This window comes from Croceicoccus esteveae (assembly GCF_031846435.1).
Lineage (GTDB): Bacteria > Pseudomonadota > Alphaproteobacteria > Sphingomonadales > Sphingomonadaceae > Croceicoccus > Croceicoccus esteveae.
Window position 1 is genome coordinate 67,294 of sequence record NZ_JAVRHS010000005.1, and the last position, 25,831, is coordinate 93,124.

General features: G+C 60.7%; 25 protein-coding genes and 1 tRNA gene. 15 read left to right on the forward strand and 11 right to left on the reverse strand.

The genetic code is table 11. From position 1 onward, the window contains the following. Window positions 1-19 precede the first annotated feature (19 nt). Both clpA and RM533_RS07835 read right to left on the reverse strand, forming a co-directional pair. Complete coding sequence (gene clpA, locus RM533_RS07830; RefSeq protein WP_311340672.1) at window positions 20-2,413, reverse strand: ATP-dependent Clp protease ATP-binding subunit ClpA; 2,394 nt, start codon at window positions 2,411-2,413, stop codon at window positions 20-22. A 166-nt stretch (window positions 2,414-2,579) separates the two neighbouring features. After that, a complete protein-coding gene (locus tag RM533_RS07835) occupies window positions 2,580-2,783 on the reverse strand; it encodes a DUF1192 family protein (protein ID WP_311340673.1) in 204 nt (67 codons plus the stop codon). A 109-nt stretch (window positions 2,784-2,892) separates the two neighbouring features. Here RM533_RS07835 and RM533_RS07840 point away from each other — a divergent pair, with 109 nt between their 5' ends. The 6 genes from RM533_RS07840 to RM533_RS07865 all read left to right on the forward strand — a co-directional run bounded on the left by RM533_RS07840 (window position 2,893) and on the right by RM533_RS07865 (window position 8,177). Further along, a complete protein-coding gene (locus tag RM533_RS07840; RefSeq protein ID WP_311340674.1) occupies window positions 2,893-3,900 on the forward strand; it encodes an NAD(P)H-quinone oxidoreductase in 1,008 nt (335 codons plus the stop codon). Between the two features lie 233 nt (window positions 3,901-4,133). Further along, complete coding sequence (locus tag RM533_RS07845) at window positions 4,134-4,862, forward strand: DUF1013 domain-containing protein (protein ID WP_311340675.1); 729 nt, start codon at window positions 4,134-4,136, stop codon at window positions 4,860-4,862. 267 nt (window positions 4,863-5,129) lie between these two features. Further along, on the forward strand, window positions 5,130-6,410 hold the full coding sequence (locus RM533_RS07850; RefSeq protein ID WP_432265050.1) for a glutamate-5-semialdehyde dehydrogenase: 1,281 nt from the start codon (window positions 5,130-5,132) through the stop codon (window positions 6,408-6,410). Between the two features lie 55 nt (window positions 6,411-6,465). Then, the gene (locus RM533_RS07855) at window positions 6,466-7,167 is read left to right on the forward strand and encodes a nicotinate-nucleotide adenylyltransferase (RefSeq protein WP_311340805.1); all 702 of its coding nucleotides are present in this window, start codon (window positions 6,466-6,468) and stop codon (window positions 7,165-7,167) included. A gap of 102 nt (window positions 7,168-7,269) precedes the next feature. Next, window positions 7,270-7,677: a ribosome silencing factor gene (gene rsfS / locus RM533_RS07860; RefSeq protein ID WP_311340676.1), complete on the forward strand. Its 408-nt coding sequence runs from the start codon at window positions 7,270-7,272 to the stop codon at window positions 7,675-7,677. 77 nt (window positions 7,678-7,754) lie between these two features. Beyond that, on the forward strand, window positions 7,755-8,177 hold the full coding sequence (locus RM533_RS07865; protein WP_311340677.1) for a 23S rRNA (pseudouridine(1915)-N(3))-methyltransferase RlmH: 423 nt from the start codon (window positions 7,755-7,757) through the stop codon (window positions 8,175-8,177). A gap of 12 nt (window positions 8,178-8,189) precedes the next feature. Here RM533_RS07865 and RM533_RS07870 read toward each other — a convergent pair whose 3' ends face one another. Both RM533_RS07870 and RM533_RS07875 read right to left on the reverse strand, forming a co-directional pair. After that, window positions 8,190-9,380 (reverse strand): endo-1,4-beta-xylanase, encoded by a 1,191-nt coding sequence (locus RM533_RS07870; RefSeq protein WP_311340678.1) that lies wholly within the window; start codon window positions 9,378-9,380, stop codon window positions 8,190-8,192. A gap of 128 nt (window positions 9,381-9,508) precedes the next feature. Next, on the reverse strand, window positions 9,509-10,615 hold the full coding sequence (locus tag RM533_RS07875) for an endo-1,4-beta-xylanase (protein ID WP_311340679.1): 1,107 nt from the start codon (window positions 10,613-10,615) through the stop codon (window positions 9,509-9,511). Between the two features lie 312 nt (window positions 10,616-10,927). Between RM533_RS07875 and RM533_RS07880 the strand changes: the two genes are divergently transcribed. The 4 genes from RM533_RS07880 to RM533_RS07895 all read left to right on the forward strand — a co-directional run bounded on the left by RM533_RS07880 (window position 10,928) and on the right by RM533_RS07895 (window position 15,229). Then, entirely contained in the window at window positions 10,928-11,704 is a 777-nt protein-coding gene (locus RM533_RS07880) for a hypothetical protein (protein ID WP_311340680.1), read from the forward strand. 85 nt (window positions 11,705-11,789) lie between these two features. After that, window positions 11,790-13,358, forward strand: a complete 1,569-nt coding sequence (locus tag RM533_RS07885) for an NAD-dependent epimerase/dehydratase family protein (protein WP_311340681.1) — start codon at window positions 11,790-11,792, stop codon at window positions 13,356-13,358. 65 nt (window positions 13,359-13,423) lie between these two features. Continuing rightward, complete coding sequence (locus RM533_RS07890; protein WP_311340682.1) at window positions 13,424-14,842, forward strand: glycosyltransferase family 2 protein; 1,419 nt, start codon at window positions 13,424-13,426, stop codon at window positions 14,840-14,842. Window positions 14,843-14,959: 117 nt separating this feature from the next. After that, a complete protein-coding gene (locus tag RM533_RS07895; protein ID WP_311340683.1) occupies window positions 14,960-15,229 on the forward strand; it encodes an HU family DNA-binding protein in 270 nt (89 codons plus the stop codon). 230 nt (window positions 15,230-15,459) lie between these two features. Here the strand turns inward: RM533_RS07895 and RM533_RS07900 are convergent, their stop codons facing one another. After that, window positions 15,460-15,921 carry an Lrp/AsnC family transcriptional regulator gene (locus RM533_RS07900; protein ID WP_311340684.1) on the reverse strand — a complete coding sequence of 154 codons (462 nt, stop codon included), beginning with the start codon at window positions 15,919-15,921 and terminating at the stop codon, window positions 15,460-15,462. A gap of 194 nt (window positions 15,922-16,115) precedes the next feature. On the opposite strand from RM533_RS07900, the gene RM533_RS07905 reads away from it, so the two are divergent. Both RM533_RS07905 and RM533_RS07910 read left to right on the forward strand, forming a co-directional pair. Then, window positions 16,116-16,191 (forward strand) — tRNA-Ile (locus tag RM533_RS07905). Between the two features lie 586 nt (window positions 16,192-16,777). Next, complete coding sequence (locus tag RM533_RS07910) at window positions 16,778-17,620, forward strand: SDR family NAD(P)-dependent oxidoreductase (RefSeq protein WP_311340685.1); 843 nt, start codon at window positions 16,778-16,780, stop codon at window positions 17,618-17,620. Window positions 17,621-17,655: 35 nt separating this feature from the next. On the opposite strand, the gene thiS is transcribed toward RM533_RS07910, so the two are convergent. Both thiS and RM533_RS07920 read right to left on the reverse strand, forming a co-directional pair. Further along, the gene (thiS, locus tag RM533_RS07915) at window positions 17,656-18,675 is read right to left on the reverse strand and encodes a sulfur carrier protein ThiS (RefSeq protein ID WP_311340686.1); all 1,020 of its coding nucleotides are present in this window, start codon (window positions 18,673-18,675) and stop codon (window positions 17,656-17,658) included. Window positions 18,676-18,714: 39 nt separating this feature from the next. Continuing rightward, the gene (locus RM533_RS07920; protein WP_311340687.1) at window positions 18,715-19,122 is read right to left on the reverse strand and encodes a MerC domain-containing protein; all 408 of its coding nucleotides are present in this window, start codon (window positions 19,120-19,122) and stop codon (window positions 18,715-18,717) included. A 76-nt stretch (window positions 19,123-19,198) separates the two neighbouring features. Between RM533_RS07920 and RM533_RS07925 the strand changes: the two genes are divergently transcribed. The 3 genes from RM533_RS07925 (at window position 19,199) to rpsI (ending at window position 21,510) form a co-directional block, all read left to right on the forward strand. Further along, the gene (locus tag RM533_RS07925; protein WP_432265048.1) at window positions 19,199-20,335 is read left to right on the forward strand and encodes a COX15/CtaA family protein; all 1,137 of its coding nucleotides are present in this window, start codon (window positions 19,199-19,201) and stop codon (window positions 20,333-20,335) included. A 168-nt stretch (window positions 20,336-20,503) separates the two neighbouring features. Then, window positions 20,504-20,983 (forward strand): 50S ribosomal protein L13, encoded by a 480-nt coding sequence (rplM, locus tag RM533_RS07930; RefSeq protein WP_311340688.1) that lies wholly within the window; start codon window positions 20,504-20,506, stop codon window positions 20,981-20,983. After that, the gene (rpsI, locus tag RM533_RS07935) at window positions 20,983-21,510 is read left to right on the forward strand and encodes a 30S ribosomal protein S9 (protein ID WP_311340689.1); all 528 of its coding nucleotides are present in this window, start codon (window positions 20,983-20,985) and stop codon (window positions 21,508-21,510) included. The genes rplM and rpsI overlap by 1 nt, the downstream gene beginning before the upstream one ends. A 229-nt stretch (window positions 21,511-21,739) precedes the next feature. Here rpsI and RM533_RS07940 read toward each other — a convergent pair whose 3' ends face one another. The 4 genes from RM533_RS07940 to rpe form a co-directional block, all read right to left on the reverse strand. Continuing rightward, a complete protein-coding gene (locus RM533_RS07940) occupies window positions 21,740-22,216 on the reverse strand; it encodes a Fur family transcriptional regulator (RefSeq protein ID WP_311340690.1) in 477 nt (158 codons plus the stop codon). Window positions 22,217-22,263: 47 nt separating this feature from the next. Beyond that, entirely contained in the window at window positions 22,264-22,857 is a 594-nt protein-coding gene (gene msrA, locus RM533_RS07945; protein ID WP_311340691.1) for a peptide-methionine (S)-S-oxide reductase MsrA, read from the reverse strand. A gap of 249 nt (window positions 22,858-23,106) precedes the next feature. Then, complete coding sequence (purH, locus tag RM533_RS07950; RefSeq protein WP_311340692.1) at window positions 23,107-24,696, reverse strand: bifunctional phosphoribosylaminoimidazolecarboxamide formyltransferase/IMP cyclohydrolase; 1,590 nt, start codon at window positions 24,694-24,696, stop codon at window positions 23,107-23,109. A 91-nt stretch (window positions 24,697-24,787) separates the two neighbouring features. Beyond that, window positions 24,788-25,444 (reverse strand): ribulose-phosphate 3-epimerase, encoded by a 657-nt coding sequence (rpe, locus tag RM533_RS07955; RefSeq protein ID WP_311340693.1) that lies wholly within the window; start codon window positions 25,442-25,444, stop codon window positions 24,788-24,790. Window positions 25,445-25,831: the final 387 nt, after the last annotated feature.

Here is a 25,831-nt window from a genome sequence, read left to right on the forward strand (position 1 = left end):
CCCGTTCATGTGCAAAAGCTCAGCCTTGCGAACCATTCTGGTCGACATCATTGCCGACCTCATCATCCTGCTCCGCAGGGGAAGTTTTCTTGGACTGCGGGCGTTTCTTCTTGCGCTTGGGCGTCTTGGGCGGGGCCGGGGTCAATTCGAAAGAAAGCTCGGTCTTGCCGTCCTCGCCTTCCTTGGTGCCAACCTGCACTTCGCCGCCTTGCGACAGCTTGCCGAACAGCAGTTCCTCTGCCAGCGGCTGCTTCACCTTGTCCTGGATCAGCCGGCCCATCGGGCGCGCACCGAACAATTTGTCATAACCATTGTCGGCCAGCCATTCGCGAGACCTGGCGTCGAACTGGATATGGACGTTCTGTTCAGCAAGTTGCAGTTCCAGTTGCAGGATGAACTTGTCCACCACCCGGCTGACAATTGGCTTGCCAAGATAGGCGAACGGCACGACGGCATCGAGCCGGTTGCGAAATTCAGGCGTGAACATCTTCTTCACCGCCTCTTCGCCCGCCGATTCCTTGCTGACATCACCAAAGCCGATGCCGCTGCGCTGCATGTCGGCGGCGCCAGCATTGGTCGTCATGATCAGCACGACATTGCGGAAATCCACCGTCTTGCCGTGATGATCGGTCAACCGGCCATTGTCCATTACCTGCAACAGGATATTGAACAGGTCAGGATGCGCCTTTTCGATCTCATCGAGGAGCAGCACGCAATGCGGCTGCTGATCAATCGCATCGGTCAGCAATCCGCCCTGATCGAAGCCGACATAGCCCGGCGGCGCACCGATCAGCCGCGAGATGCTGTGCCGTTCCATATATTCCGACATGTCGAAGCGTTGCAGCGGAATGCCCATGATGCTGGCAAGCTGGCGTGCAACCTCGGTCTTGCCGACACCGGTAGGGCCGGAAAACAGGAAGCTGCCGATGGGCTTGTCGGGATCGCGCAGACCCGCCCGCGACAGCTTCATCGCCGTCGAGAGAAGCTGAATCGCCTTGTCCTGCCCGAACACCACATGCTTCAGATCGCGTTCCAGGGTTTCCAATGCCTTCTTGTCGTCCTTGGACACGGATTTTTCCGGAATGCGCGCCATGGTCGAGATCACCTTTTCGATCTCGCGCGCGGTGATCGTCTTCTTGCGGCGGCTGGGCGGGACCAGCATCTGCATCGCGCCGACCTCGTCGATGACGTCGATCGCCTTGTCCGGCAATTTGCGGTCGTTGATGTACCGCGCGGACAATTCCACCGCCGTCTTGATCGCATCGGGCGTGTAGCGGACATTGTGATGATCCTCGAACGCGGAACGAAGCCCTTTCAGGATCTTGACCGTATCCTCGACCGATGGTTCATTGACGTCGATCTTCTGGAACCGGCGCAGCAGCGCGCGGTCCTTTTCGAAATGATTGCGAAATTCCTTGTAGGTGGTCGATCCGATGCACCGGATCGCGCCCGATGACAGCGCCGGCTTCAGCAGGTTGGACGCATCCATCGCCCCGCCGCTGGTCGCGCCCGCGCCGATGACCGTGTGGATCTCGTCGATGAACAGCACGGCTTCCGGCATTTTTTCAAGCTCGGAGACGACCTGCTTCAGCCGCTCCTCGAAATCGCCGCGATAACGCGTGCCTGCCAGCAACGCGCCCATGTCGAGCGAATAGATGACGGCATCGAGCAACACCTCGGGCACCTGACCTTCGATGATCTTGCGCGCCAGCCCTTCGGCGATCGCGGTCTTGCCGACGCCGGGATCGCCCACATAGAGCGGGTTGTTCTTGGACCGGCGGCACAGGATCTGGATCGTGCGATCGACTTCGGGACCGCGCCCGATCAACGGATCTACCTTGCCCGCACGCGCCTTGTCGTTGAGGTTGACCGTGAACTGGTCGAGCGCGGTTTCCTTCTTGCCCTTGGCATCAGGTTTGCCGCCAGGCTTGGCCGCCTCCTCGTTCTTTGCCGCACCCGTTTCCACAGGCCTTCCGGTCTTGCCGATGCCGTGGCTGATGTAGCTTACTGCATCGAGCCTGCTCATGTCCTGCTGCTGCAGGAAATAAACCGCGTAGGAATCGCGTTCGGAAAACAGGGCCACCAGCACATTGGCGCCGGTGACAGTGTCGTTGCCAGACGATTGCACATGCAGGATTGCACGCTGGATCACGCGCTGAAACCCGGCAGTGGGCGAAGGGTCTGCGCGGTCCGGAGTCTTGAGCGACTGGTATTCCTGATCAAGATACTGCTTCACCACGGCGCCGAGTTCGGAAACATCAACGCCGCACGCCTCCATCACCTGCACGGCATCATCATCTTCGATGAGTGCGAGGAGAAGGTGCTCGAGCGTTGCATATTCGTGCCGGCGATCGGCTGCATTGGCGAGCGCGTTATGCAGCGTCTTTTCCAGGCTTTGGGCAAATGAGGGCATGCGCTGTTTCATCCTTGCCAGTAATAAGGAGCCGGGGTGTTGAAACCGGCCCCGGCTGTAAGGGCCAATGATGAACCGATCGAAAATTCGGCGGAACATGCCGCGTTAGCAAAAGGAACATCTGCAACAAAAACTGCCGCCTGCGTTGACAGGCCGGCAGACAGCTTCACACAGGCGACCTGAATAAAAGTTCAGCGGCCCGCCGGTGATCCGCAACCTTTGCCATATGGGTTCGCGTACGTGCGATTTCCAGTTCAAGAAGGTCGATGCGTGCTGCAAGTTCAGCTTGTGACAGATGACCAAGATCCTCTGCCGCCAGCCTCTCGACAAGATCGCCCCCGGGGCGCACCGCTTCGCCTTCCTGCGTCATTGTGCCAATCTCGGTGGTGACCGGCTTGCTGTCAACGGGGCATCGCGTTACCGCGTTGTCTGGCCATCAGCGGTGGCAGGCAAAACGGACCGGAAAGGGCTCTGCCCAGATGAATGCAGATGCAGCATTGCCACCTTCGATGCAGGCGATCGTCTATGAAGGCACCGGCGGGGCCGACGTGCTGGAAATGCGCACCTGCGATGTTCCGGCGCCCAAACCCGGAGAGGTGCTGATCAAGGTCACGCATGCAGGCGTCAACCGTCCCGATATTGCCCAGCGCGAAGGCCGCTACCCGCCACCTCCCGGTGCATGCCTGCGTCCCGGTCTTGAAGTAGCAGGGCATATCGCAGCGCTTGGACAAGGGGCCGAAGGACGCATCGGAGACAGAGTCTGTGCGCTGGTCAACGGCGGCGGTTATGCCGAATATTGCATCGCGCAGGCGGGACATTGCCTGCAGGTACCCGAAGGGCTTTCACTCGCAGAGGCTGCCGCACTTCCCGAAACGCTGTTCACGGTGTGGTACAACGTCTTCGAACGCGGGCTTGCCGCAGACGGGGAAACGCTGCTGGTGCATGGCGGAACCAGCGGGATCGGCACCATGGCGATCCTGCTGGGCAGATTGTTCGGGCTGCGCGTGATCGTCACCTGCGGCACGGATGCCAAATGCGCCCGCGCTGTGGAACTCGGCGCTGCCCATGCGATCAATTACCGCACGCAGGATTTCGTAACCGAGGCAAAGCGCATCACACAAGGAGATGGCGTCGATGTCCTGCTCGATATGGTTTCAGGCGATTACGTCGCGCGCAATCTTGCCTGTCTGGCCGACAACGCCCGTCACATTACCATTGCGGTGCAGCAGGGCACCGAAGCCACGGTGAACATGGCGCGGATCATGACGCGGCGGATCACGATGACAGGATCGACGCTGCGACCGCGCACCGACCTGTTCAAGACAGCGCTGGCCAGCAGCATCAGGAAAGCCGTGTGGCCGCTTGTCGAAAGCGGGCAGTTACGCCCGGTGATGGACGCACGCTTTGCCCTTGAGGATGCCGCTGCCGCGCATCGGCACATGGAAAGCGGCAGCCATGTCGGAAAGATTGTGCTGGAACTCGGTTAGGGTTTCCCGGAACAACGGATGACCGCACCGGCAACAGATGCGGAGCTGAAGGCTGCAAACTGTTGCCGACAGGCTTCTTGCCCTTGCAAGCCATTTCTTCTAGAATGACACGGCAGACGGCCGTTCCGGACATGGGGCGGCCCTTATCATATGTGTAGTAAACAGCCCGCAGCCCCGATGGCGCCACATGGCGGCGATGGCACAGCGTGGGAACAGGATGAAAAGGTTTTTCGATGAGCCAGAACAAGGCCCAGGGCCAACCCCAGGAGCAGGCAACGCCGCTGATGCCGCATGCAACGGCAAGCTGGCTGGTGGACAGCACCAGCCTGACCTTTGAACAGATTGCCGATTTCTGCGGTCTCCACATGCTGGAGGTTCAGGCCATGGCAGACGATCTTGCCGGGCAGAAATACACAGGGCGCGATCCGGTGCGTGCAGGCGAGTTGACGCATGAGGAAATCGAAAAAGGGCAGGAAGATGCCGCTTACCGCCTCAAGATCCACAAGGCGCCGGTGCAGATGCAGCGCACCAAGGGCGCGCGTTACACCCCGGTATCCAAACGCCAGGACAAGCCTGACGGCATCGCATGGATCCTGCGCAATCACGCCGAGATTACCGATGCGCAGATCTCGAAGATGATCGGCACGACGCGCAATACCATCGGCGCGATCCGCGACCGGTCACACTGGAACATCCAGAACATCAATCCAAAGGATCCGGTGACCTTGGGCCTGTGCACCCAGCGGGAGCTTGACGCCGCCGTTGCCAAGGCAACGAAGGATGCGCCGACGCAGCAGGATACGATCGAGGCGCAGGAACGCCTGGGCGATGACCGGCAGGCATTGATCGAGGAACTGAAGGCAGAGCGCATCAAGGCAGCACAGGATGCCGTCGAAGCTGCACAGGAAGCAGAAGCGCAGGCATGGCTCGACGCCCGTCGCGCCGAGGGTAACGCACAATAGCCGGCGTTGCCGCTCACCTCTGGGTGAGCCCTGCCGCCTGGACATGCCGGGAGCGCTGGACAGGCCGACTGACCACGCATGCCTGCCCGGCACGCTGCCTGCTCATGGACAGCCCGCGTTCATCAGGCGCTCCCGACGTGCAGGCACTGGCGCATGATCGATGCCACATGCGGTCGCCTGCCAGTCGCCGGATGCGCAATTGCCGGTGAAGGCCTGACTTTCGTTGGCCTCTATGCTAGTGCCAGTCTCATGAACATGATCGAGCCAATGCAACACGCCATGCCTGACGACGAGGCGCTCCCCCCTGAACAGCTGGTGACGGCACTTGCCCGCAAGGCGCGCACGGCACAAATTGTGCTTGCCGCGATGCCCGACGAGGACAAGGCGAATGCGCTGCGCAGCGCCGCTGCTGCCCTGCGTGAAGATGGCGCGGCAATTCTTGCTGCCAATGCAAAGGATATTGCCGCCGGGCAGGAGCGGGGATTGGCTGCAGCAATGCTGGACCGGCTCGCACTGGACCCGGATCGGCTCGAAGCGATTGCTCTGGCCGTGGAGAAGGTTGCTTCCCTGCCTGATCCTGTGGGGAACGTGATCGAACGCACGGAACAGCCCAATGGCTTGCAGATGACACGCGTGCGGGTGCCGATCGGCGTTATCGGCATTATCTATGAAAGCCGCCCGAACGTGACTGCGGATGCAGCGGCGCTGTGCGTGCGGGCCGGGAATGCCGCCCTGCTGCGCGGTGGAAGCGAGGCTGTTCACTCCAACCGCGCTATCGATGCAGCCATGTCGCGCGGGCTTGTGAACAGCGGCGTTCCCGATGGCGCGGTGCAGCTCATCCCGACGCAGGATCGTGCGGCGGTGGGCGCGTTGCTCAAGGCCGCAGGCGAGGTGGACATGATTGTTCCGCGTGGCGGCAAGTCGCTGGTCGCCCGGGTGCAGGAAGAAGCACGGGTGCCGGTGCTTGCTCATCTTGACGGGATCAACCACACCTATGTGCACGCCGATGCCGACAAGGAGATGGCAGAAGCTATCGCGGTCAACGCCAAGATGCGCCGGACAGGCATTTGCGGCGCGCTGGAAACGCTGCTGATCGATGCAAGCTACCCCCATGCCGCAGCGCTGGTAAACCGCCTTCTGGAAACCGGCTGCCAATTGCGCGGCGACAAGCGGGCGCAATCGCTCGATCAGCGCATCGGCGCGGCCAGTGACGAGGACTGGGATACAGAATACCTCGACGCCGTTCTGTCGGTCGGCATTGTTGACGGCATTGATGATGCACTTGCCCATATTCGTCGTCATTCGTCGGGTCACACCGATGCGATCGTCACCGCCAACGCCGATGCAGCCGAAGCTTTCCTGCAGCAGGTGGACAGCGCGATCGTCATGGCAAATGCATCCAGCCAGTTTGCCGATGGCGGGGAGTTCGGCCTGGGCGCGGAGATCGGCATTGCTACCGGAAGGCTGCACGCGCGCGGCCCGGTCGCCCTCGAAGGATTGACAACATACAAATGGCAGGTGCGCGGCACCGGACAAGTCCGCTCCTGAACAGTCGGACCAGACGTTGCTGCCATCCAGCGCGCGCGTGGGACGGAACTTTTCAATTGCACGGGCACCGGTCAGCACCCGCCTGGTAACGGGGCATGCCGTCTATACAGGCCTCCTCGGCGGGAGCTTCAACCCGGCACATCCGGGGCATCGGCGCATCAGCAAATTTGCGCTGGATGCCCTGGCGCTGGATGAGGTCTGGTGGCTGGTATCGCCCGGCAATCCCTTGAAACCGGCTGCGGGAATGGCGCCACTGGCGGCGCGGCTTGCCTCTGCATCGCGCATGGCACGAGGAACGCGGATCCGTGCCACCGCCGTGGAACGCGACCTGCACACGCGCTACACCGTCGATACCTTGCGAGCGCTCATTCGCCGCTATCCCAACCGCCGGTTCCTCTGGTTGATGGGGGCAGACAATCTGGCCCAGTTTCACCGCTGGCGTGCCTGGCGCATGATCGCACGCATGGTGCCGATTGCGGTAATTGCCCGGCCCGGCCATGACAGCCGTGCCGTATTCAGCCCGGCAATGCGGTGGCTTGGCCCTTACCGAACTTCTGTCACCCGATTGCGCAACCGCATTGGCTGGCAGGCACCTGCGCTGGTGATGCTGCGTTTCGATCCCGATACCCGGTCGGCAACGGCGGTGCGGCTGAAACACCCGAACTGGGCCGACGCTTACGTTGACGTGCAGGCTCTGGATGGCGTGACGCGCCGCGTGATCGGCGGATCGGGCGTTTTGCGCAAAACAAAAGGTTGAGGTTTGGCGCAGACGTTCCACATTGCCAAAACGGGGGCTTGCGTTAGAACCTTTGGATCAAGCCTACGAACTGTTGAGTAGAACGGAGCAATTTGCCTCATAATGAACCAGGCGCACAACTCGCCGGACCTGTCCGGCTCCTCTGTGATCAACGAGGCCAGCGTCGCAGACGCAGAGCCCGGATCGCTTCATGCCCTTGTCCTGCAATCGCTTGATGACGATCAGGCGCAGGAAATGGTTTCCATTCCGCTCGAAGGCAAGAGCTCCATTGCCGATCACATGGTGATCGCATCGGGCCGGTCGAGCAGGCAAGTCGCCGCCATTGCGCAAAAGCTGGCAGAGCGGATCAAGCGTGCCGGGCTGGGTCCTGTCCGGATTGAAGGGCTGCCCGCAGCAGACTGGGTCCTGGTGGACGCAGGCGACATCATCGTGCACCTGTTCCGCCCGGAAGTGCGCAGCTTTTATAATCTGGAGCGGATGTGGGGGTTTGGCGAAGTCACCAGCGCATAGGTGGCTTTCCGGTCGTTCCCGGGCTTCATGTCCCATGGATCCCGCAAGCGGCAAATCGGTAGACTGGGCATCGGGAATTGCAGCTTCACATCATTGCCCGCGGCAAAATCGGCCGCTCTGCCGAACATGAACTGTTCACGCGTTACGTCAAACGGATTGCCTGGCCGGTCCGACTGACCGAACTGCCGGAGACGGGCGGACAGGTCCCGGCGCCGCTCACACCGGTACGCAATGTGCTGCTCGACGAACGCGGCAGGCAGATGACCTCGCCGGCCCTTGCCGAACTGCTGACACAATGGCGCGACACTGGCGTTCGTGAAGCGCGCTTTGTCATCGGGGCTGCCGACGGTCACGGCGACGCTGCCCGACAAGGCGCGGATCTCCTGCTCGCCTTTGGATCGATGACCTGGCCCCACCTTCTGGCACGGGCAATGCTGGCCGAACAATTGTGGCGGGCATACAGCATCAGCACCGGTCATCCCTATCATCGGTCCGGCTGACGAAGAGATCTTCTAGCCCAGCGCCTGATTGCCGCCCGGTGGCTGGCTCGATCCCAGCGCCCGCGTTCTGGCGAGTGCCAGCTTCCCGTTCATCGATTTTGGCTGCATGTCATGATCAAACGGCAGGCCGCGGTTCAGATGCTCGTGCCCCTGTGGCAGGAGGGCGAGCGCGGCCATGCTGCCTTCATCACGCTCCTGCAACCAGCTGTGACGATCGCTCAGGCCCCAGGTCGTCACGCTTTTCATGGCTGGCTCGGCGCAGGCGACTTCCAGCAACTGCGTGACAGCAGCTTCGACCCGGCGGTCCCGCTCGGCAAGACTGCGGAATCGGTCATCTTCCAGCACATCAACTTCGGTGAGCGCCAGTTGCACGCCGGTTTCGGCAAGTTCACGCATGAACCGCGCAATCCGGCGTTGCGGCACCGCACCTTTCGCCAGTTCAAGATGGCCCTGTATTCCCACGATGTGCAGGGGAACCCCATCTGCCTTCAGCCGCTCGACCAGCCGGAGCAAGGCCCGGCGCCTGCGTTCATCGACAGGATTGTCATGGGTCAGACCATATTCGTTGATCATCAGCCTTGCCGCAGGGTCGAGCCGATGTGCAGTGTGCAAGGCCTGCGCGACATAGTCGCTGCCGAACGCCTCATGAAAACTGGTTCTTCGCATTCCGCGGCTGCCTTGTTCGGTATCGATCATCTCGTTGACGACAACCCATTCATCGATGCGCCCGCGATACCGTTTCAGCAGATTTGCAAAGTGGAGGGAAACCGTGCGCCAGTCACGCCGATCGAGCATTTCATCGCGCGCCCATTGCGGCGTCATCTGCTCCCAGATGAGGGAATGACCCCGGACCTTCTGGCCATGACGGTGTGCAAATTCGGTGATCGCATCGTAATTGCCGAACCATGGATTACCCCGGCGCCACTCTACCGCGCTCCATTGTCCATGATATTCGGGAACGAGAATGTCGCTCGTGCGGATTGCCGACAGCAGTGGGCTTTCGACCGTAAGCTGGTCCGGACGGATGGCCGCACCGAATTGAACCGCGTTTTCACCGGGCAAGCTACGCTCCATCGGTCCATTCCATCCGTTTTGCCCCGCGCCGCTGAACGGCGGTCCGGAAGCTGATAACGGCCGTGTCATGGCAGAGGACAACGGCATGATCATCATGGCACCCAGTACTGCACGGCGTGAAGTAGGCATCGGAAGATATCCTTGCGCTTGCAAGCACAGGATATCGCCGCGACAATAAGGATGATTTGATAAAGCTAGTTAAGACAGATGGTTAACCAATTGTCTCGTCATCTATCGTGCTGGATGGTTCTTGACGCTCAGGATCTGGCCGCAAGCGCATCGGCTCGCAGCAAAGCATTCTGCACGACATCGAACATGGATTTCTGCCGCAGGTCGCTATCGAGCGGCAGGCCACGGTTGAGCCCTGCGCTCGCGCTTTGTGGCGCAAGCCAGGAGTAGCGGTCCGACAACCCCCAGCAGGTGACCCCTGTCAACGAGCGGCTTTCGACTGCAACGTCCAGCAAGGCGCCGGCCGCTTCAGCCACCAGCCGGTCACGTTCCTCGACCGCGAGATCGGTTCGGTCTTCTTTGACGTCGAGTTCGCTGATGCGAAACCTGAGCCCCATTGCCTCGACCTCCTGCAGAAACCTTGCGACGATGCTCTGGTCAAAAAAGGGCATCTTCGCGATTTCCAGATGCCCCTGAATGCCCAACCCGCCAATCGGTGCGCCTCCTTTCACCAATTGTTCGAGCAGGCGCAGGGCAGCTGTGCGTTTCGCCTCTGATTCGGCGAAGGACCACAACAGGCCATATTCATTGAGATACAGCACGGCGCCGCCTGCATGAGCGGCTGCATCGTCGAAAGCCCGCTCGATGTAATCGGGTCCGAACGCCTGCAGGAGAGGAGAAGGACGCAGACCGTCTGCGCGCGCACCGGGCAAAAGCGGTTCGTTCACCACATCCCAGCCCGCGACCGTTGGCCCGCATTGCTCCACCAGTGTGGCAATGTACCGGCGCACGATCCGCCAGTCCTTGTGCTTCAGCATGTCTTCCACCGCCCAGGGTGGCATACTTTTGTGCCAGACCAAGGCGTGACCATGCATCTGCATTGCATGTTGCTGCACGAAGCGGACTATCTGCTTCGCGCCAAGGAGATTCCAGTCTCCACGCTCCGGCTCGACCATGTCCCATTTGAATTCCAGCTCCGGCGTGATCGATCCGCAGTTGGCGACGACTGCCGTGCTGTACCCTTCGTCGATCAGCAGATGCCTTGCCTGTGCCGCGACCCCAAGCACCACGTCTCCGGCAGGAGCCGCACCGGTCACCACCGCCGGACCCTTGTCTTTCGCCGATGCCGAATGGATGCCCTTGGAATGGATGCCTTTGTCTGCTGCGATCAGCGGCACCGCACACGCAGCGAGCACGAGCTTTCGGCGAGTTAGTGAGATTTGCGGCATGATGACGCCCAGTCATGTTCCAGATTGAAACACATACCGCTTCTTTTGCTGATCTTCTACCCGCATTGGTGCATCCGCTTTGGCAAAATCTGTCGTTCAGTTCCCATGGTCGGGATGAACGTCAGATGAGAGGGTTGCAGCATGCGCCATGATGATCCACATGAATTTTCCTGCAAGCAGCAGGTAAATACATCCCTTGCAGCATCAGGATGGTGAGCAAGGCGGTCATCCTGCCGGGTTTGATGAACAGGTGAGGCAAATGGGGCAGCGGAGCACTTGATGACGGGAAAGCTTGCCATTGCTGTGGTTCTGGCTCTTGCAGGGACAGCATCAGCACATGCCGACCCATTCCTGCGCGCCAAGGGGGAGGGGCGGATCATTGCCAGTGGCGTGTTTACCGACAGCGCGCGCGGCTTCGATGATGATGGCAACGTCAGCGACAATGCCGATTACGATCAGGATCAGGTCTATGTTCTGGCGGAATATGGCGTGTCGGATGATCTCACCGTGATCCTGTCGCCAAGCTACCGCAGCGTGTCCATCGAGAATGACGATGATATCGACGGGCTTGGCTACACCGAAGTGGGTGCACGTTACCGGCTGGCGCATGGTCAGGATTGGCTGGTCTCCACGCAGGCCTTGCTGCGGATTCCCGGCGCCGGCCGGCAGGAATCCTTTGCCCAGATCGGCAGCACGAGCACCGATATCGATCTGCGGCTCGGCGCGGCCTATGCAGCAAAGGCGTGGTTCGGCTCGGCAGAGGGAGGCTATCGGCTGCGGTCCGGCGACCTGCCCAATGAATTCCATGCCGATTTCAGTGCCGGAACCAACCTGACGAACCGGTTCATGCTGCTTGCCACCCTGGCGAACACGTTTTCCGATGGCCCTGGCGAAAACATTGTCAATCAGTCCTATCGGTATGGCGATGCCTATGTGAGCGGAGTGTTTGCCGTTACCGACCGGATCTCGGTCCAGGCCGGATATACAGCGACCATTTATGGAAAAAATGCGCTTCGGCAGCGCGGCCCGCTGGTCGGCGTGTGGATCCACTTTTGACCGGCAAAGCGCATTATCGGGGGCAGACCCGACCGCAGGATGACAGCCGGCGCGCAAACGGTCCATTCAAACACGAGGCTTGTACATGAAGATTGCTGTTTTGGGATGCGGTGATGCTGGCCCAGCTTACGGCCGAGATCACGGCGCACGTCTGGCGCAGGCTGGCCATGATGTCACCTGTATCGCCGGCAGATCTCCTGCGGACGACATGACGGCAGAGGACATCAGGTTAGATGGCAGAATGCTGGAAGATCCCGCACATGCTGCGCTGGTTGCGGCAGGCCTGGCAGCGGGGCGGCTGCGTTTTAGCGAAGACCTGGATGATGCGATCGCGTCTGCAGACCTCGTTCTGATTGCCTCTGACCTGCCTGGGGGCGACACACATGAAGATCATCCCCTCCGGGTGGCAACCAGAAAGATCGCAGCTGCCCTTGCCGGTTTCACGGTGATCTCGACAATTGCAGAAGTGTCCGACGAAACGCGTGATCAGGTTGCCGAGATGCTGGCTGACATGCGGCCGGACGCTGACTTTCTGGTGGTTCCGCTTTCGGGCACGCTCAGAAACATCGTCAGCAAGGCAGCGGCGCGAGGAACGGCAGCTGGCGGGCGTGATGGTGTGCAGACAGCGACCCGCAAGATCAGTGCGCCGCATCTGCAGATCGTGGATCCCCAGGCAAAGACGATCCTCATCACAGGCGGTGCCGGGTTTCTGGGCTCTCATCTGGCAGAGCGGCTGATTGGCGAGGGGCATCAGGTATATTGCCTGGACAATCTGCACACTGGCCGGTGGGACAATCTCGATGCGCTGGTGGCGTCAAACCGGATCAAGCGGGTGGAACATGACATCGTGCAGCCGCTCCCACGGATGGAGCGCTTCGATGAAATCTACAATCTGGCCTGCCCTGCATCCCCGGTGCACTACCAGGCCGATCCGGTCGCAACGCTGCGCATCTGTTCCGCAGGCGTTTACAACGTTCTTCAGCGCGCCGCGCAGGATGGCGCGGCGGTTTTTCACACCTCCACTTCGGAGGTATATGGCGACCCGGAGGTTCATCCGCAGCACGAGGGCTATCACGGCAACGTCAACCCGGTCGGTGCGCGCTCATGCTATGATGAAGGCAAACGGTTTGCCGAAACGCTGATGACCGACTTTTGTCAGACGAACGGCTTGCGGCTGCGCATGGTCCGGATCTTCAACACCTATGGTCCGCGCATGCTGCCCGACGATGGGCGCGTTGTATCGAATTTCATTACTCAGGCATTGCAGGGCGAGCCGATCACCATCTACGGCAGCGGCAGTCAGACACGCTCCTTCTGCTATGTTGACGACATGGTCGAGGGGTTCATCCGGCTGATGGCTGCCGCAGAAGATGCAGAAGGACCGATGAACATCGGCAATCCGGCCGAAATCACGGTGGCTGAACTGGCCAGCATCATCATCGCAATGACGGGTTCACAATCCAGGGTCGTGGAGCGGCCGTTGCCATCGGACGATCCCAAGCGGCGCAAACCTGACATCGCGCGGGCGCAGGCGATCTTGGGCTGGGTTCCAGCTGTCGAGCTTGTGCAGGGGTTGCAAGCAACGATCGCTTATTTCAAAGACGAACTTGGTGCGAGCAGGCTCGCGCTGGCCGGTCAGACCGCGGGCGCCTGAAAGCAGCGCTGTGAAACAGAAAAGTCATGAGCTGACCGTGGCATGAAAGAACAAGGGGCATTGCCATGGACATCCTGACCTGGTTCCTCGTCTGCCTGTTTATCGGCGTTCAGGTTCTTTATCTTCTTGCCATGCTTGTGGATGTGTACTTCTATTCCCGGCCGGTCAATCGGGTCGACATAAGCCTTGCTGATGGAATAGCGCCGGGTGAATTGCCGCATATCGTCCTGCTTTACCCGGTTCTGAACGAGCCGGAGGAGACGATGCGCACCACGTTTCACTCGCTCGCGCGGATTGATTATCCGGAGGAGCGGCGCTCAATCGTCGCCATTCCCAACCATGACGATCATGCAACCATCGCCAGCCTGCGCCAGCTTGCCAAGGAATTCGCGTTTCTGTCCATCATGGAAGTCCCTCCCACGACTGCTCCTGAATGGCAAACGGTCTGGAGTGCATGGGACAGCAATCCGCACGTCTATTGGTATCACAAGGGTCCGCGCGCCGGCGTGCGCGACCTGCCAGCCAAGAAGACGCGCCAGCTGATCTACGCCTTTTACCAGATCCACAAGGAACGCGCGGGCGATTTCCTCCTCAACTACATCGATGCCGACAGTGCGCCGCTGCCCGACCATTTCCTGGCCGGCGCGGCAGGGGTGCGCCAATATGACGTGACGCAATCAACGAACATTGCCGGTAATCTTCTAAATACCTTGCCGGCCAGCTGGTTCGCCTTCGATCACATCGTCTGGGATGCCAACAAGTACGGACACCTGACCGCTGATGGCACGCATCCTTACTGGGTTCTCGGCAAAGGCCTGTTTTTCAAGGCGTCCGACCTCTACGCCTTGGGCGGGTTCCATCCCTGGGTCGCGATCGAGGATCCTGAGGTCGGGATGCGGTTCTGGAAAAACGGCAAGACTTTGGGCCTTATCGAGGCGCCGCTTGTAGAAGAAGTGCCGCAGACTTTCGGCAACGGCCTGAAGCAGCGCAAACGCTGGGTCGCAGGGTTTTTCCAGTCGCTTAATGTACCGCTCAAGGAGATGGGGTTCACCCGGACGGAGCGCATCAAGGCCTGGCTCAACTTCCTGCCCTGCATGTCGCTCTCGCTCAATTCCATCGGAATTCCCCTTGGGGTGTGGGCGGCGGTCACCTGGTGGCTGGGCACCAGTCCGCTGCCGGAATGGACGCTGTGGCTTGCATTGGTGAATGCCATTGCACTGACCATCATGTTTGTACGCCTGTATTATGTCGCCTGGACAAGGACACGGATCGTATTGCCTGGCGCATTGTCCCGCCTGTGGTACCTGCTGCGAGTCAACCCGTTGTTCCTGTTGGTGTTCTGGTTCATCTGGATCATTCCGCTGTGGCAGGGTTGGCGGACGTATCGCAAGGACCGTGGTCTTGAATGGGAACGCACCGACAAGCTCAACGCGAACGATGCGATCATTCGCAGAAACCGATTGTCAACGGATCGGGTACAATGATGCGTTCGGTTAACACCTGCCTATATCTTTGTTCCGATCGCGATTGCCGGCAATATCCGGCTTGTGCCGCAGTTCTTCGGGGCTATGGTCCACGCCTTGTTTGAGGGAGTGTAATTGATGAATATAGCAGAGTTGAGCAAGAAGGTTGCTGCCGCGACGGACATGAACGATACCGATGCCAAATCGGCAGTTCAGGCCGTGTTCGAGCAGATCGCTCAGGCAGCCGCTGAAGGTGAGGAAGTGGCGGTTCCCGGTTTTGGCAAATTCACTGTCAAGGACCGCCCGGCACGCAAGGGCCGCAATCCCTCCACCGGAGAAGAGATTGACATCGCGGCTTCGAAGAAGGTTGCATTCACGGCTGCCAAGGGTCTCAAGGACCGTCTTTGACAATCTGCGAAGATCGGCAGCAGTTTGCCGATCTTCGCGTCTCTCCCGTTCCAGCTATCTGTCCCGCCATTCGTACCGCGCCGTATGCCATTGCTGATCAGCCCGCGGTTTGCAGGTGGTTGCCGCCATCAAGGCATCGTCCACAAGCAACGGCCAGGCACTTGGCGTCCAGCTTCTGCCACCGAGCGGCCGCCTTATTTCTGCTTCTGAAGTCAGAACCGGTCCGGTTGCTAGCCGATGGGAACGCCCGGCTTCACTTTCGATGAACGGATGACCAGCGATGTCTTTACGCTGGCGACATTTTGCGTCGACGTCAGCTTTCCGGTCAGGAACTGCTGAAAACTTCCCAGATCCCTGCTGACGATCTTGACGATAAAATCGATTTCACCATTAAGCATGTGACATTCACGCACTTCAGGGTGTTCGGCCATCTGATCCTCGAAAGCGCGCAACGCTTCTTCGGACTGGCTCTTGAGGCTGACCATGGCAAACACGGTGATGGTAAAGCCCAGCGTTACCGGGTCGAGTTCCGCATGGTAACCGCGAATCGCCCCGCGTTCTTCAAGTGCACGCACCCGCCGAAGGCACGGCGGCGCAGTCAGTCCGACCCGCTGTGCGAGTTCGACATTGGTTATGCGCCCCTCCTCCTGCAATTCCACCAGCAGACGGCGGTCGATGTCATCAAAAATCATGCTCGCGCTCCAGCGCTGCCAACATCCGCATTCTGCACATGACGACAGTTTCAAAATTATCAAAGCAAGAACCTTACTCCTTGCCGGGTCACGGTCGCAATAAAGCGACTGATCCCGGTTTTCCAGCCCTGACAATCTTTTTGCCTGTTGCTTGCTTTTGTGCAGACCCAAGGCTAGACGCTGCCCGGCTTTTCGGGCCTGTAGCTCAGTGGTTAGAGCTGGCCGCTCATAACGGCTAGGTCGCGGGTTCGAATCCTGCCGGGCCCACCATTTCCCATCCAGCATTTGCCGCAATGCCGGCCAGCTGCTGCACAATGTCGCGATCGCCCGTCGGGCAGATCATTTTCCCCGGTGCCCGAGCTTGGCCTGCGTGGCGGGCATCGCTCCTGATTTGGCTGACCTGTGGTTTCGCCGCGATGGCGGTTGTATTGCGGGAAGATTGCAGCGCTGCTGGCTGTCTGTTGCCGGGCATCATGTTCAGCGCCGTCGCGTTACTGCTGGCCGCTGTGATGTTGCACAATCCGCGCAGGATAGTCGCACGCGAGGAGCCCAGCGCCGCCCAGCACTAAGGGCGAGCACCCGGAGCTTACCGGCGTTCCAGTCCTGCCTGCGCAGAACCCGTCCGGTGGGAAGCACTAAAGTGCCGCTGGTGCTCTGAGCCGGTAAATCCAGTCCCACCGCCAGACCACCGCACCAGACCCGCCATCCTGCGCAGCCGCATCGCCCCGTCGTGCATGCGTCAATCCCGCTCGCCATCTGCGAAACTTGTGCTTGCCTTCCCTACGCAAATCCCGATGTAATTGCCCTGCTGCGCAGCGAAATTGCGCTGACCTTTTACAGGCCGAGGTAACCTTTCATGAATGAAGCTCCTGCATTGACTGGCCGTTCCGCCATTGTGACCGGCGCCAGCCGCGGCATCGGCGCTGCCATTGCACACCGCTTTGCTGCCGAGGGCGCATCGGTAGCGCTGGTTGCACGCACGGCTTCCCCTGGTGGCAAGCTGCCGGGTTCGCTGCAGGAAACCGCCGACGCGATCAGATCGGCTGGCGGCAACTGCACCATGATCGAAGCCAATCTTGCCGATCCGGCGGATGTCGCCAGGATCGTGCCGGCCACTGTCGAGGCATTTGGCGGCGTTGATATCCTCGTCAACAACGCTGCCTGGTCCCGGTTCGTACCAATCTGGGAAGCGACGGCAAAACATTTTCAACTTGCGTTCCAGATGAACGTGTTCACGCCCCAGGCTCTGTGCAGCGATGCGCTGCCCCACATGCGCACGAAGGGTGCAGGCTGGATCCTCAACATCAGCAGCGCAACCGCCGATACACCGCCCCCTGCCCCATGGGATCTTGAGGACCGTTACATCCGCTACAACCATGAAGGTCACGCCACGCTTTATGGCGCCAGCAAGGCCGCACTCGACAGGTTGACAGCCGGCTGGGCGCTTGAACTTGCCGGCTCGCAGATCGCTGTGAACGCGCTTGCACCTGTAGGCGCAGTGGCCAGTGAAGGTGCGCTGGCAGTTGGCGGCTGGGATGAGCGCGACCATATCGAACCTGTGGAAACCATGGTCGAGGCGGCCCTCGTCCTGTGTTCGCGCGCGCCCGGTTCGCTGACCGGCGAAGTCGTACGCAGCCAGCCCTTGCTAAAGCGCCTGGGGGTCGAAGTCAGGGATCTGCACGGCAAGCCGCTGCGCTGAGCCCCGTACACGCCGCTGGTCCAGCGTCGGCATCATCAGATCAGCCCAGCCAGCGGACTTGAAGGATCGGCATATTTGCGCTGCGCCATGCGACCGGCACGATAGGCCATGCGCCCTGCTTCTACCGCGCGGCGCATGGCGCCTGCCATCAGCACGGGGTCCTTGGCCTCGGCAATGGCAGTGTTCATCAGCACGCCATCACAGCCCAGTTCCATCGCCACAGCGGCATCGGATGCCGTCCCGACACCTGCGTCCACCAGCACCGGCACTGTGGCGCCTTCAACGATCAGGCGGATGGTCACCCGGTTCTGGATACCCAGACCCGATCCGATCGGCGCGCCCAATGGCATGATGGCAACCGCCCCTGCTTCTTCAAGCTGACGCGCAGCGATCGGATCGTCGGTGCAATAAACCATGGGCTTGAACCCGTCCTTCACCAGCGTTTCGGTCGCGATCAGCGTTTCTCGCATGTCGGGGTAAAGCGTCTTGGCTTCACCCAGCACTTCAAGCTTGACCAGATCCCAGCCGCCTGCCTCCCGCGCCAGCCGCAACGTGCGCACGGCGTCATCGGCATTGAAGCAGCCAGCAGTGTTGGGCAGGTAAGTAACCTTGGTCGGGTCAATGAAGTCAGTCAGCATCGGCGCCTTGGGATCGGACACGTTCACCCGCCGCACCGCGACGGTGACGATCTCTGCGCCCGATGCTTCCAGCGCGGCAGCGTTCTGGGCGAAGTCGCGGTATTTGCCCGTGCCGACGATCAGACGGGAGCGGAACGTTCTGCCAGCAACCTGCCAGCTATCGTCGGCCGCCATGTCGCCGCTGCCGCCGCCGACGAAATGCACGATCTCCAGCCGGTCGTCAGGCTCGAGCTGCACATCGTCAAAAGTGGAGCGCGCGACAATGTCGCCGTTGCGTTCCACTGCAACTTTCAACGGATCAAGCTCAAGCTGACGGACCAGACCGGAAATGGAGGTGCGCGCCGCCACGGTCAGCGAATCGCCATTCACGGTAATCGCGATGTCGTTCAGGGCGAGTTGTTCGGATGAGTGGGCCATGGCGGCAGACATAGGGGCAGCAGCCGCAGGCGCAAGCGGTCAGCGTGTCAGGGCATGCAGCCGGAGATTGAGAATATGCGCTCCTGCGACCACGGCGACACCCCATATCGTCAGGACAGCTTCCCATACGCCGTGCGGCCCGACCAGCGCAGCAGCCATCAGCATGATACCAACAGCACCGATGGCAAGCGGCACGGCGCGTCCGTGCCGGCGCACCCCGAACCAGATCGCCGCCGCCCCGATGCCGATAGCCAGGACAAGCCCCAGCTTGTGGATGGATGGCGCCAGCAGGAAATGTCCGCCCAAACCGAATATCCCGACCAGCAGGAGCGATGCCAGGCAGTGAACGGCACACAGTCCCGACAGGGCGATACCATAGCGGTCAAGTCGGACCCTCGTGGGGGAAGCTGACTGGCGGCTATCGGCTGATGACAGGATCTTCGGCACAAGGCGTTTCTATGATATATTGTCACATGTAGCAAGTGATCTTGCGGTTTGCGGCAATTGGGATCACAGCAATCTCATGAAGGCTTATTCGGACACTCTGCACGGTTCGGCACTGCCCGACGCGGCACAGACCCGCCCGCTCCTGCTCGCCCGCTGGCTCATGGCGGTCGCTGCCTTGGTGGTAATGATGGTGATCGTGGGCGGGATTACCCGCCTTACCGAATCGGGGTTGTCGATCACGGAGTGGAAACCCGTGACTGGCATACTGCCTCCGCTGAGCGAGGCACAATGGCAGGCGGAGTTTGCCGCCTATCGTCAGATACCGGAATACCTCCAGATCAACGGTCCGGCCGGCATGACAATGGCCGATTACAAGTTCATCTATTTCTGGGAATGGGTTCATCGTCTGCTTGGGCGGGTGATCGGGATCGCCTTTGCGCTTCCGCTTGCCTGGTACTGGATCAAAGGGTTCATTCCTGCGGGATACAAGCCGCGCCTGTTGGCGTTGCTGGCTCTTGGCGCGTTGCAGGGAGTGTTCGGCTGGCTCATGGTTCGGTCAGGTATCGATGCGCAGGCGGTTGCCGAGGCACGTACCAGCGTCAGCCATTACTGGCTGTCGATCCACCTCATGACCGCGCTGTTCACGCTGGGTGGGCTGGTCTGGACTGCGCTTGACCTGCGCGGTCATGCTGATGGTATCGCCCGTGCGCGGCTGCTGCCATTCGGACTTGCCGTTTTCATCATCCTGGCTTTGCAGATGCTCTTTGGCGCTTGGATGGCCGGGCTGGACGCAGGCTACGTCGCCCGGGACTGGCCGCTGATGCAGGGCGCATTCGTCCCTGCGGGCATCGACTGGTCGCAAGGGGTCTGGCACGCAGTGACAGCGGACCCGTTCCTGATCCATTTCATCCATCGCTGGTGGGCCTGGGTGGCGGTGGGTGTGCTGATCGTGCTGGCCAGAAAAGACCGGAACCGGGGCAGCCGTCCCGCTTCGATCGCGATCCATGCTGCCTTCGGAACCCAGATCCTGCTTGGCATCGCAACTGTGATGACCGGTGTCGCGCTATGGATCGCGGTAGCGCATCAGGGCGTTGGCGCGCTGCTTGTGATGGCAACTGCATGGGGCGTGCACGTGCTGGGCACGCAACAGCAGCAGCGTCAGCGCGCGCATACCGGCAAGCCGCTGGCGAAGGCGCAGGCGCAGGCGAACTGAGCGTCCAAACACGCAAGATTTAGGACAAGGTATTATTTTACCTTGCAGTAAAACCCTTGTGCTGCTTGACTTTCCTGAAGGTTTGCGCGACAGCGCCAGCCTTCGAGCTGTCTGTCACGGCGGTTCGCATGTTTCTTCTTTTCCGAACAATCAAAGGATCTGACAGCCATGAAGGCGCTCAGCACCCAGACCCGGTCGATCAAACCGGCCGAGGTCGACAAGAAATGGCATGTCATAGATGCCGACGGGCTGGTGGTCGGTCGCGTGGCCGTCATCATCGCCAACATCCTGCGCGGCAAGCACAAGCCCAGCTTTACCCCGCATGTCGACTGCGGTGATCACGTCATCGTCATCAATGCCGAAAAGGTGCGTTTCACCGGCAACAAGACGAGCGACAAGAAGTATTACAAGCACACCGGCTATATCGGCGGTATCAAGGAAACCACGCCGGAACGTATCCTTGAAGGGCGGTTTCCCGAGCGCGTCCTGGAAAAGGCCGTTGAACGCATGGTCCCGCGTGGTCCGCTTGGCCGTCGCCAGATGAAGGCGCTGCATCTTTATGCCGGCACCGATCATCCCCACGAAGGGCAGCAGCCCGAGATGATTGACGTTGCCGCCCGCAATCGCAAGAACAAGGTTGGTGCGTAATGGCCGAAAATGAAGTGAACGACCTCGCCGATCTCAAGGATCTGACGCAAGGGACCGAAATCGCGGCCGACGCCGCGCCTGATGCGCCGGTCACCCCGGCAGCTCCGCCCGCCCCGCTGCGCGAGCAGGAACTCGACGCCCAGGGCCGCGCTTACGCGACCGGCCGCCGCAAGGATGCGACTGCGCGCGTCTGGATCAAGCCGGGCAGTGGCAAGATCGTCGTGAACGGCCGCGATCAGGAAGTGTATTTCGCCCGTCCTACTCTGCGTCTGGTCATCAACCAGCCGTTCGGCGTCACCCAGCGCGAAGGTCAGTACGATGTATTCGCGACCGTGAAGGGCGGCGGACTTTCGGGGCAGGCAGGCGCGGTCAAGCATGGCATTGCTCAGGCACTGTCCCGCTTCGAGCCGGCACTGCGCAGCACGGTCAAGGCCGAAGGCTTCCTCACGCGCGACAGCCGCGTCGTGGAGCGCAAGAAATATGGCCGCGCCAAGGCCCGCAAGAGCTTCCAGTTCTCCAAGCGTTGACGGTTCAATTCTGACAGGTTTTTCGGGGCAGCCTTCTACAAGGCGTGCCCCGAAATGCTTTCTGCGGGCCAGAGTGCCTGAACATCATCGGGAGACAGGCCGCCGCCATGAACGGCGTTCAGAGCGTGTGACTTTGCTTCGATGCTGTCCGTGGCCTCTGTCTTTAACGAATCGCGGTTCTTGTGGCAGCAACCCCTTGTCACCTATGCCCGCTCAGCCAGTTGCCTCTTCAGCTGCAACCCGCGCAAGTGCCGCGCAATTCCACCACGGGGCGCACATCGTTGAAGCCCGCCTCCCCTGCCGCAGCACGCAAGGATCGGGTCAGGACATCGTCGTCAAGATGGACCGCTTTGCCGCAACTGTCGCAAATCAGGAAAATGCAATCATGGCGGCAACCCGGGTGGGTGTTGACAAGGTAGGCATTGCGGCTCTCGATCCGGTTCGCCAGATTGGTCCGCACAAACAGGTCGAGAATGCGATAGATGCTGTTGGCAGCGACCCTGCGCCCGGCTGCCGCCGACAGAGCCTCGGCTATATCGTAGGCAGAGGCAGGCGCAGTCCGGTCAGCGAGTGACCGGAATACCGCTGCGCGCAGGTCGGTCCATTGCTCACCCGCTGCGGTCAGTACGGATTGGGCTTCTGAAACCAGAGTGGCGCCTGCGTGCTCTTGATGGACGTGGCGGGATGCATGGTCAGCTCGGCTCACGGCAGGGCGGGTTCTGGCCGCAGTGCTGCGCTGAAGTCGGTGTTCATTCAACCCTCGCGAAATGTTGGGCGATAATGACCGGGGAAAATGGCGCGCAGATTGCGGATTTTCGGCGCATCCCAGCGCGTGATGTAGGGATGTCGCGGGTTCTTATGCGCAAAATCCTGATGCTTGCGCTCTGCCAGATGGAAAGCTTTGTATGGTTCGATTTTCGTGACCACAGGGCTGGTCCACAAGCCAGCTTCGCCAAGTTGGTTGAGATAGGCACGGGCAACCTTGGTCTGCCCGCTTTCAACCGGAATGATGGCACTGCGATATTGTGCCCCACGATCAGGACCTTGCCGGTTCAGCAAGGTCGGGTCTGCAACCACGCCGAAATAGATCTGCAGCAACTCGTCATAGCGCACGATCGAAGGGTCATAGGTAATCTTCACCACCTCTGCATGACGGGTGGCCCCGCTGCTCACCGAGGCGTAATTTGCATCATCCGCATTGCCGCCGTGATAGCCCGACACCGCGCTGGTAACGCCGTTCACGTGGCTGAACACCGCCTCCACGCCCCAGAAACACCCTCCTGCAAAGAGCGCGGTCTTCAGCCCCGGAGTTTCACTCGCCTGCACTGCCGCAACCGGCGTCTTCACCGCCTCTTCAGCATGCGCAATCTGCTGGCAGGAAACCAGCAGACTTGCTGCTGAAAACGCCAGAACTGCTTGGGCAAGCGGTCTTCGCCGCCGCTCCGTCCGTGGTTCAGAATTTTCAGGCAGGGAAAACAGGAAGCGCATGCGGGTCTTTCAAAAGCTCTGGCGCCAGATTGTGCCAAAGCCTTACCCTTCTACACGATACTTGATGACATGTCGCTGAACAGTCTGGCGCAGCGTCATGCCATAGGTTCAATGCCGGAAATGCCGCATGCCAGTGAACACCATGGCAAGACCGGCCTCGTTGGCCGCCTGGATCACCTCATCGTCGCGGATTGATCCACCCGGCTGAATGACTGCGGTTGCTCCTGCTTCGGCGGCAGCCAGCAGGCCATCGCTGAACGGAAAGAAAGCGTCTGATGCAACTGCGCTGCCATGGGTCAGCGGAACTTCCCATCCATGCGCCGCTGCAGCCTCGACGGCCTTGATTGCCGCTATGCGCGCGCTGTCCCGCCGGTTCATCTGCCCGGCGCCGATGCCGGCGGTCTGTCCGTCCTTGGCATAGACGATCGCGTTTGATTTCACATGCCGCGCCACAGTCCACGCGAACAGGCAGTCACGCATCTCCGCTTCGGTAGGATGGCGGCTTGTCACGACCCGCAGGTCAGCAGGTGCAACCTGCGCACTGTCGCGGTCCTGCAGCAGAAGGCCGCCCGTGATCGGGGTCTGCACCAGGTTCCTGTGGTGCGGATCGGGCAGTTCCGGGACGATGAGCAGCCGCAGATTCTTCTTTGCGGCAAAGGCTGCGCGCGCCTGCGCATCGGCTCCCGGGGCGACCACCACCTCTGTGAAGATCCCGCAGATGCGCTCGGCCGTTTCGCCGTCGAGGGGGCGGTTGACCGCCACGATCCCGCCGAACGCCGACACGTTATCGCATGCCAGTGCCCGGTCCCATGCCTGCGCCAGAGTATCGGCCACAGCGACTCCGCACGGATTGGCGTGCTTCACAATGACAACCGCAGGCGGTCCGTCGCGAAATTGCGCGACCAGCTGCAATGCTGCATCGGCATCGTTGTAATTATTGTATGACAGTGCCTTGCCCTGTACCTGTTCAGCCTGTGGCAGGCCCTTGGCGTCAACCGCATCGCAGATGTACAGCGCGGCGCGCTGGTGCGGGTTTTCCCCATACCGCAGGGTCTTGACCAACCGGCTTGCAACGACGCGCCGTTGCGCAAACGGCTGCTGCGCATCTTCATCTGCAAACCACTGGCTGATAGCGGCGTCATAGGCGGCCGTCGCGGCAAAAGCCTTGGCCGCCAGCTGTTTGCGTAGCTCCATCTGCGTACCGCCATTTTCGTCCAGTTGTGCCTTCAGCAGGGCGTAATCGGCAGGATCGGTAAGCACCACAACATGACGGTGGTTCTTTGCCGCAGAGCGCACCATGGCCGGGCCGCCGATGTCGATGTTCTCGATGATCGTATCGCGATCCGCACCGCTGGCGACCGTCTGTGCAAACGGGTAGAGATTGACCACCAGTATATCGATGCCGGCGATGCCGTGCTGCTCCATCGCGGCTGCATGGCCCGGATTGTCACGCACCGCCAGCAGCCCGCCATGCACCATGGGGTGCAGCGTCTTGACCCGGCCGTCCATCATTTCGGGAAAACCTGTAATCTGCGCCACATCCGTGACCTTGAGGCCGGCAGCACGCAATGCAGCCGCCGTTCCGCCGGTGGAGACAAGTTCGACTCCGGCCGCAGCAAGCGCACAACCAAGTTCGGCAAGACCGCTCTTGTCCGATACGGAGAGCAATGCACGGCGGGGTTTGATCATGCTGTCCATCAACAACGGGCCCTTTGTGAGATGTAAGATGTAAGGATGTGAGGGTAAATTGCCTGCGTCTGCCGGCAGGCGCAAATCGCCATCGGGGGGATCAGCTTGCCTTGAGCGCCGCGATGTTGTCCGCGTAACGCTCCGGTCCACCGGCAAAACTGGCTGAACCTGCGACAAGCACGTCGGCGCCTGCATCCACACAGCTTCGTGCGGTCTGCGCATTGACACCGCCATCGACTTCCAGCCGGATAAATCGGCCGCTGGCATCGATCATCTTGCGCACCGCGGCAATCTTGCGCAATTGCGATGCGATGAAGCTTTGCCCCCCAAAACCGGGGTTCACGCTCATCACCAGGACAAGATCAATGTCGTCCAGGAGGTAATCCAGTATCTTGGCAGGTGTTGCCGGATTGAGCGAGATGCCGGCCTGCTTGCCCAACTGCCGGATCGCCTGCACCGTGCGATGGACATGAGGGCCGGCCTCGGGGTGAACCGTGATGATATCGGCACCCGCGTCGGCAAAGGCTTCGATATAGTTGTCTGCCCGTTCGATCATCAGATGCACGTCGAACGGCTTGGCACTATGCGGACGCAATGCCTTCACCACGGCAGGTCCGATCGTGATATTGGGCACGAAATGCCCGTCCATGACATCGACGTGGATCCAGTCGGCTCCGGCAGCGTCAATAGCGCGCACCTCTTCGCCCAGGCGGGCAAAATCTGCGGACAGGATGGATGGAGAGATAAGCGGGGCCATGCCGCAGCACCTACGCCAAATGACCCGGAGCATACAAGCATCATCGGACCGGCTGTCAGGCCATTCGGGCTCGAGCACCCCCTTCCGAGCAGGCCCATCCGAGCAGATCCGTCGCAGCAGGCCTGATCCGCCAGACCAGTTCGGCCAGACGCATTTTGCCAGGCGCATTTGCGCCGGCACATGCTGCAAGCCCGCGGTTCGGGGTGTCACGGTCCCAAGGTGTCGGGGTTCAGCAGCGCTTAACCCAGGTTTTGCCAGAGATACGCCTGAACAGCACCGGTGCGGTGTCGCAGCAGGCGGGCGATCGATGGACGCGGACGAGACCAGGCTTGATCGGCAGGCCCACGCAGACCATCTGGTTTTCCAAAGCTGCCGCACCTGCGGACC

Excerpts from the sequence above, each read along its gene's own strand:
- RM533_RS07880 (WP_311340680.1), top strand. The coding sequence starts at position 10,928 with ATGACGGGAAAGCTTGCCATTGCTGTGGTTCTGGCTCTTGCAGGGACA.
- rsfS (WP_311340676.1), top strand. The coding sequence starts at position 7,270 with ATGAACCAGGCGCACAACTCGCCGGACCTGTCCGGCTCCTCTGTGATC.
- rpe (WP_311340693.1), bottom strand. The coding sequence starts at position 25,444 with ATGGCCCCGCTTATCTCTCCATCCATCCTGTCCGCAGATTTTGCCCGC.
- RM533_RS07925 (WP_432265048.1), top strand. The coding sequence starts at position 19,199 with ATGAAGGCTTATTCGGACACTCTGCACGGTTCGGCACTGCCCGACGCG.
- RM533_RS07890 (WP_311340682.1), top strand. The coding sequence starts at position 13,424 with ATGGACATCCTGACCTGGTTCCTCGTCTGCCTGTTTATCGGCGTTCAG.
- rplM (WP_311340688.1), top strand. The coding sequence starts at position 20,504 with ATGAAGGCGCTCAGCACCCAGACCCGGTCGATCAAACCGGCCGAGGTC.
- thiS (WP_311340686.1), bottom strand. The coding sequence starts at position 18,675 with ATGGCCCACTCATCCGAACAACTCGCCCTGAACGACATCGCGATTACC.
- RM533_RS07910 (WP_311340685.1), top strand. The coding sequence starts at position 16,778 with ATGAATGAAGCTCCTGCATTGACTGGCCGTTCCGCCATTGTGACCGGC.
- purH (WP_311340692.1), bottom strand. The coding sequence starts at position 24,696 with ATGGACAGCATGATCAAACCCCGCCGTGCATTGCTCTCCGTATCGGAC.
- clpA (WP_311340672.1), bottom strand. The coding sequence starts at position 2,413 with ATGCCCTCATTTGCCCAAAGCCTGGAAAAGACGCTGCATAACGCGCTC.
- RM533_RS07850 (WP_432265050.1), top strand. The coding sequence starts at position 5,130 with ATGCAACACGCCATGCCTGACGACGAGGCGCTCCCCCCTGAACAGCTG.
- RM533_RS07870 (WP_311340678.1), bottom strand. The coding sequence starts at position 9,380 with ATGCCTACTTCACGCCGTGCAGTACTGGGTGCCATGATGATCATGCCG.
- RM533_RS07900 (WP_311340684.1), bottom strand. The coding sequence starts at position 15,921 with ATGATTTTTGATGACATCGACCGCCGTCTGCTGGTGGAATTGCAGGAG.
- RM533_RS07845 (WP_311340675.1), top strand. The coding sequence starts at position 4,134 with ATGAGCCAGAACAAGGCCCAGGGCCAACCCCAGGAGCAGGCAACGCCG.
- RM533_RS07835 (WP_311340673.1), bottom strand. The coding sequence starts at position 2,783 with ATGACGCAGGAAGGCGAAGCGGTGCGCCCCGGGGGCGATCTTGTCGAG.
- RM533_RS07885 (WP_311340681.1), top strand. The coding sequence starts at position 11,790 with ATGAAGATTGCTGTTTTGGGATGCGGTGATGCTGGCCCAGCTTACGGC.
- RM533_RS07895 (WP_311340683.1), top strand. The coding sequence starts at position 14,960 with ATGAATATAGCAGAGTTGAGCAAGAAGGTTGCTGCCGCGACGGACATG.
- RM533_RS07840 (WP_311340674.1), top strand. The coding sequence starts at position 2,893 with ATGAATGCAGATGCAGCATTGCCACCTTCGATGCAGGCGATCGTCTAT.
- rpsI (WP_311340689.1), top strand. The coding sequence starts at position 20,983 with ATGGCCGAAAATGAAGTGAACGACCTCGCCGATCTCAAGGATCTGACG.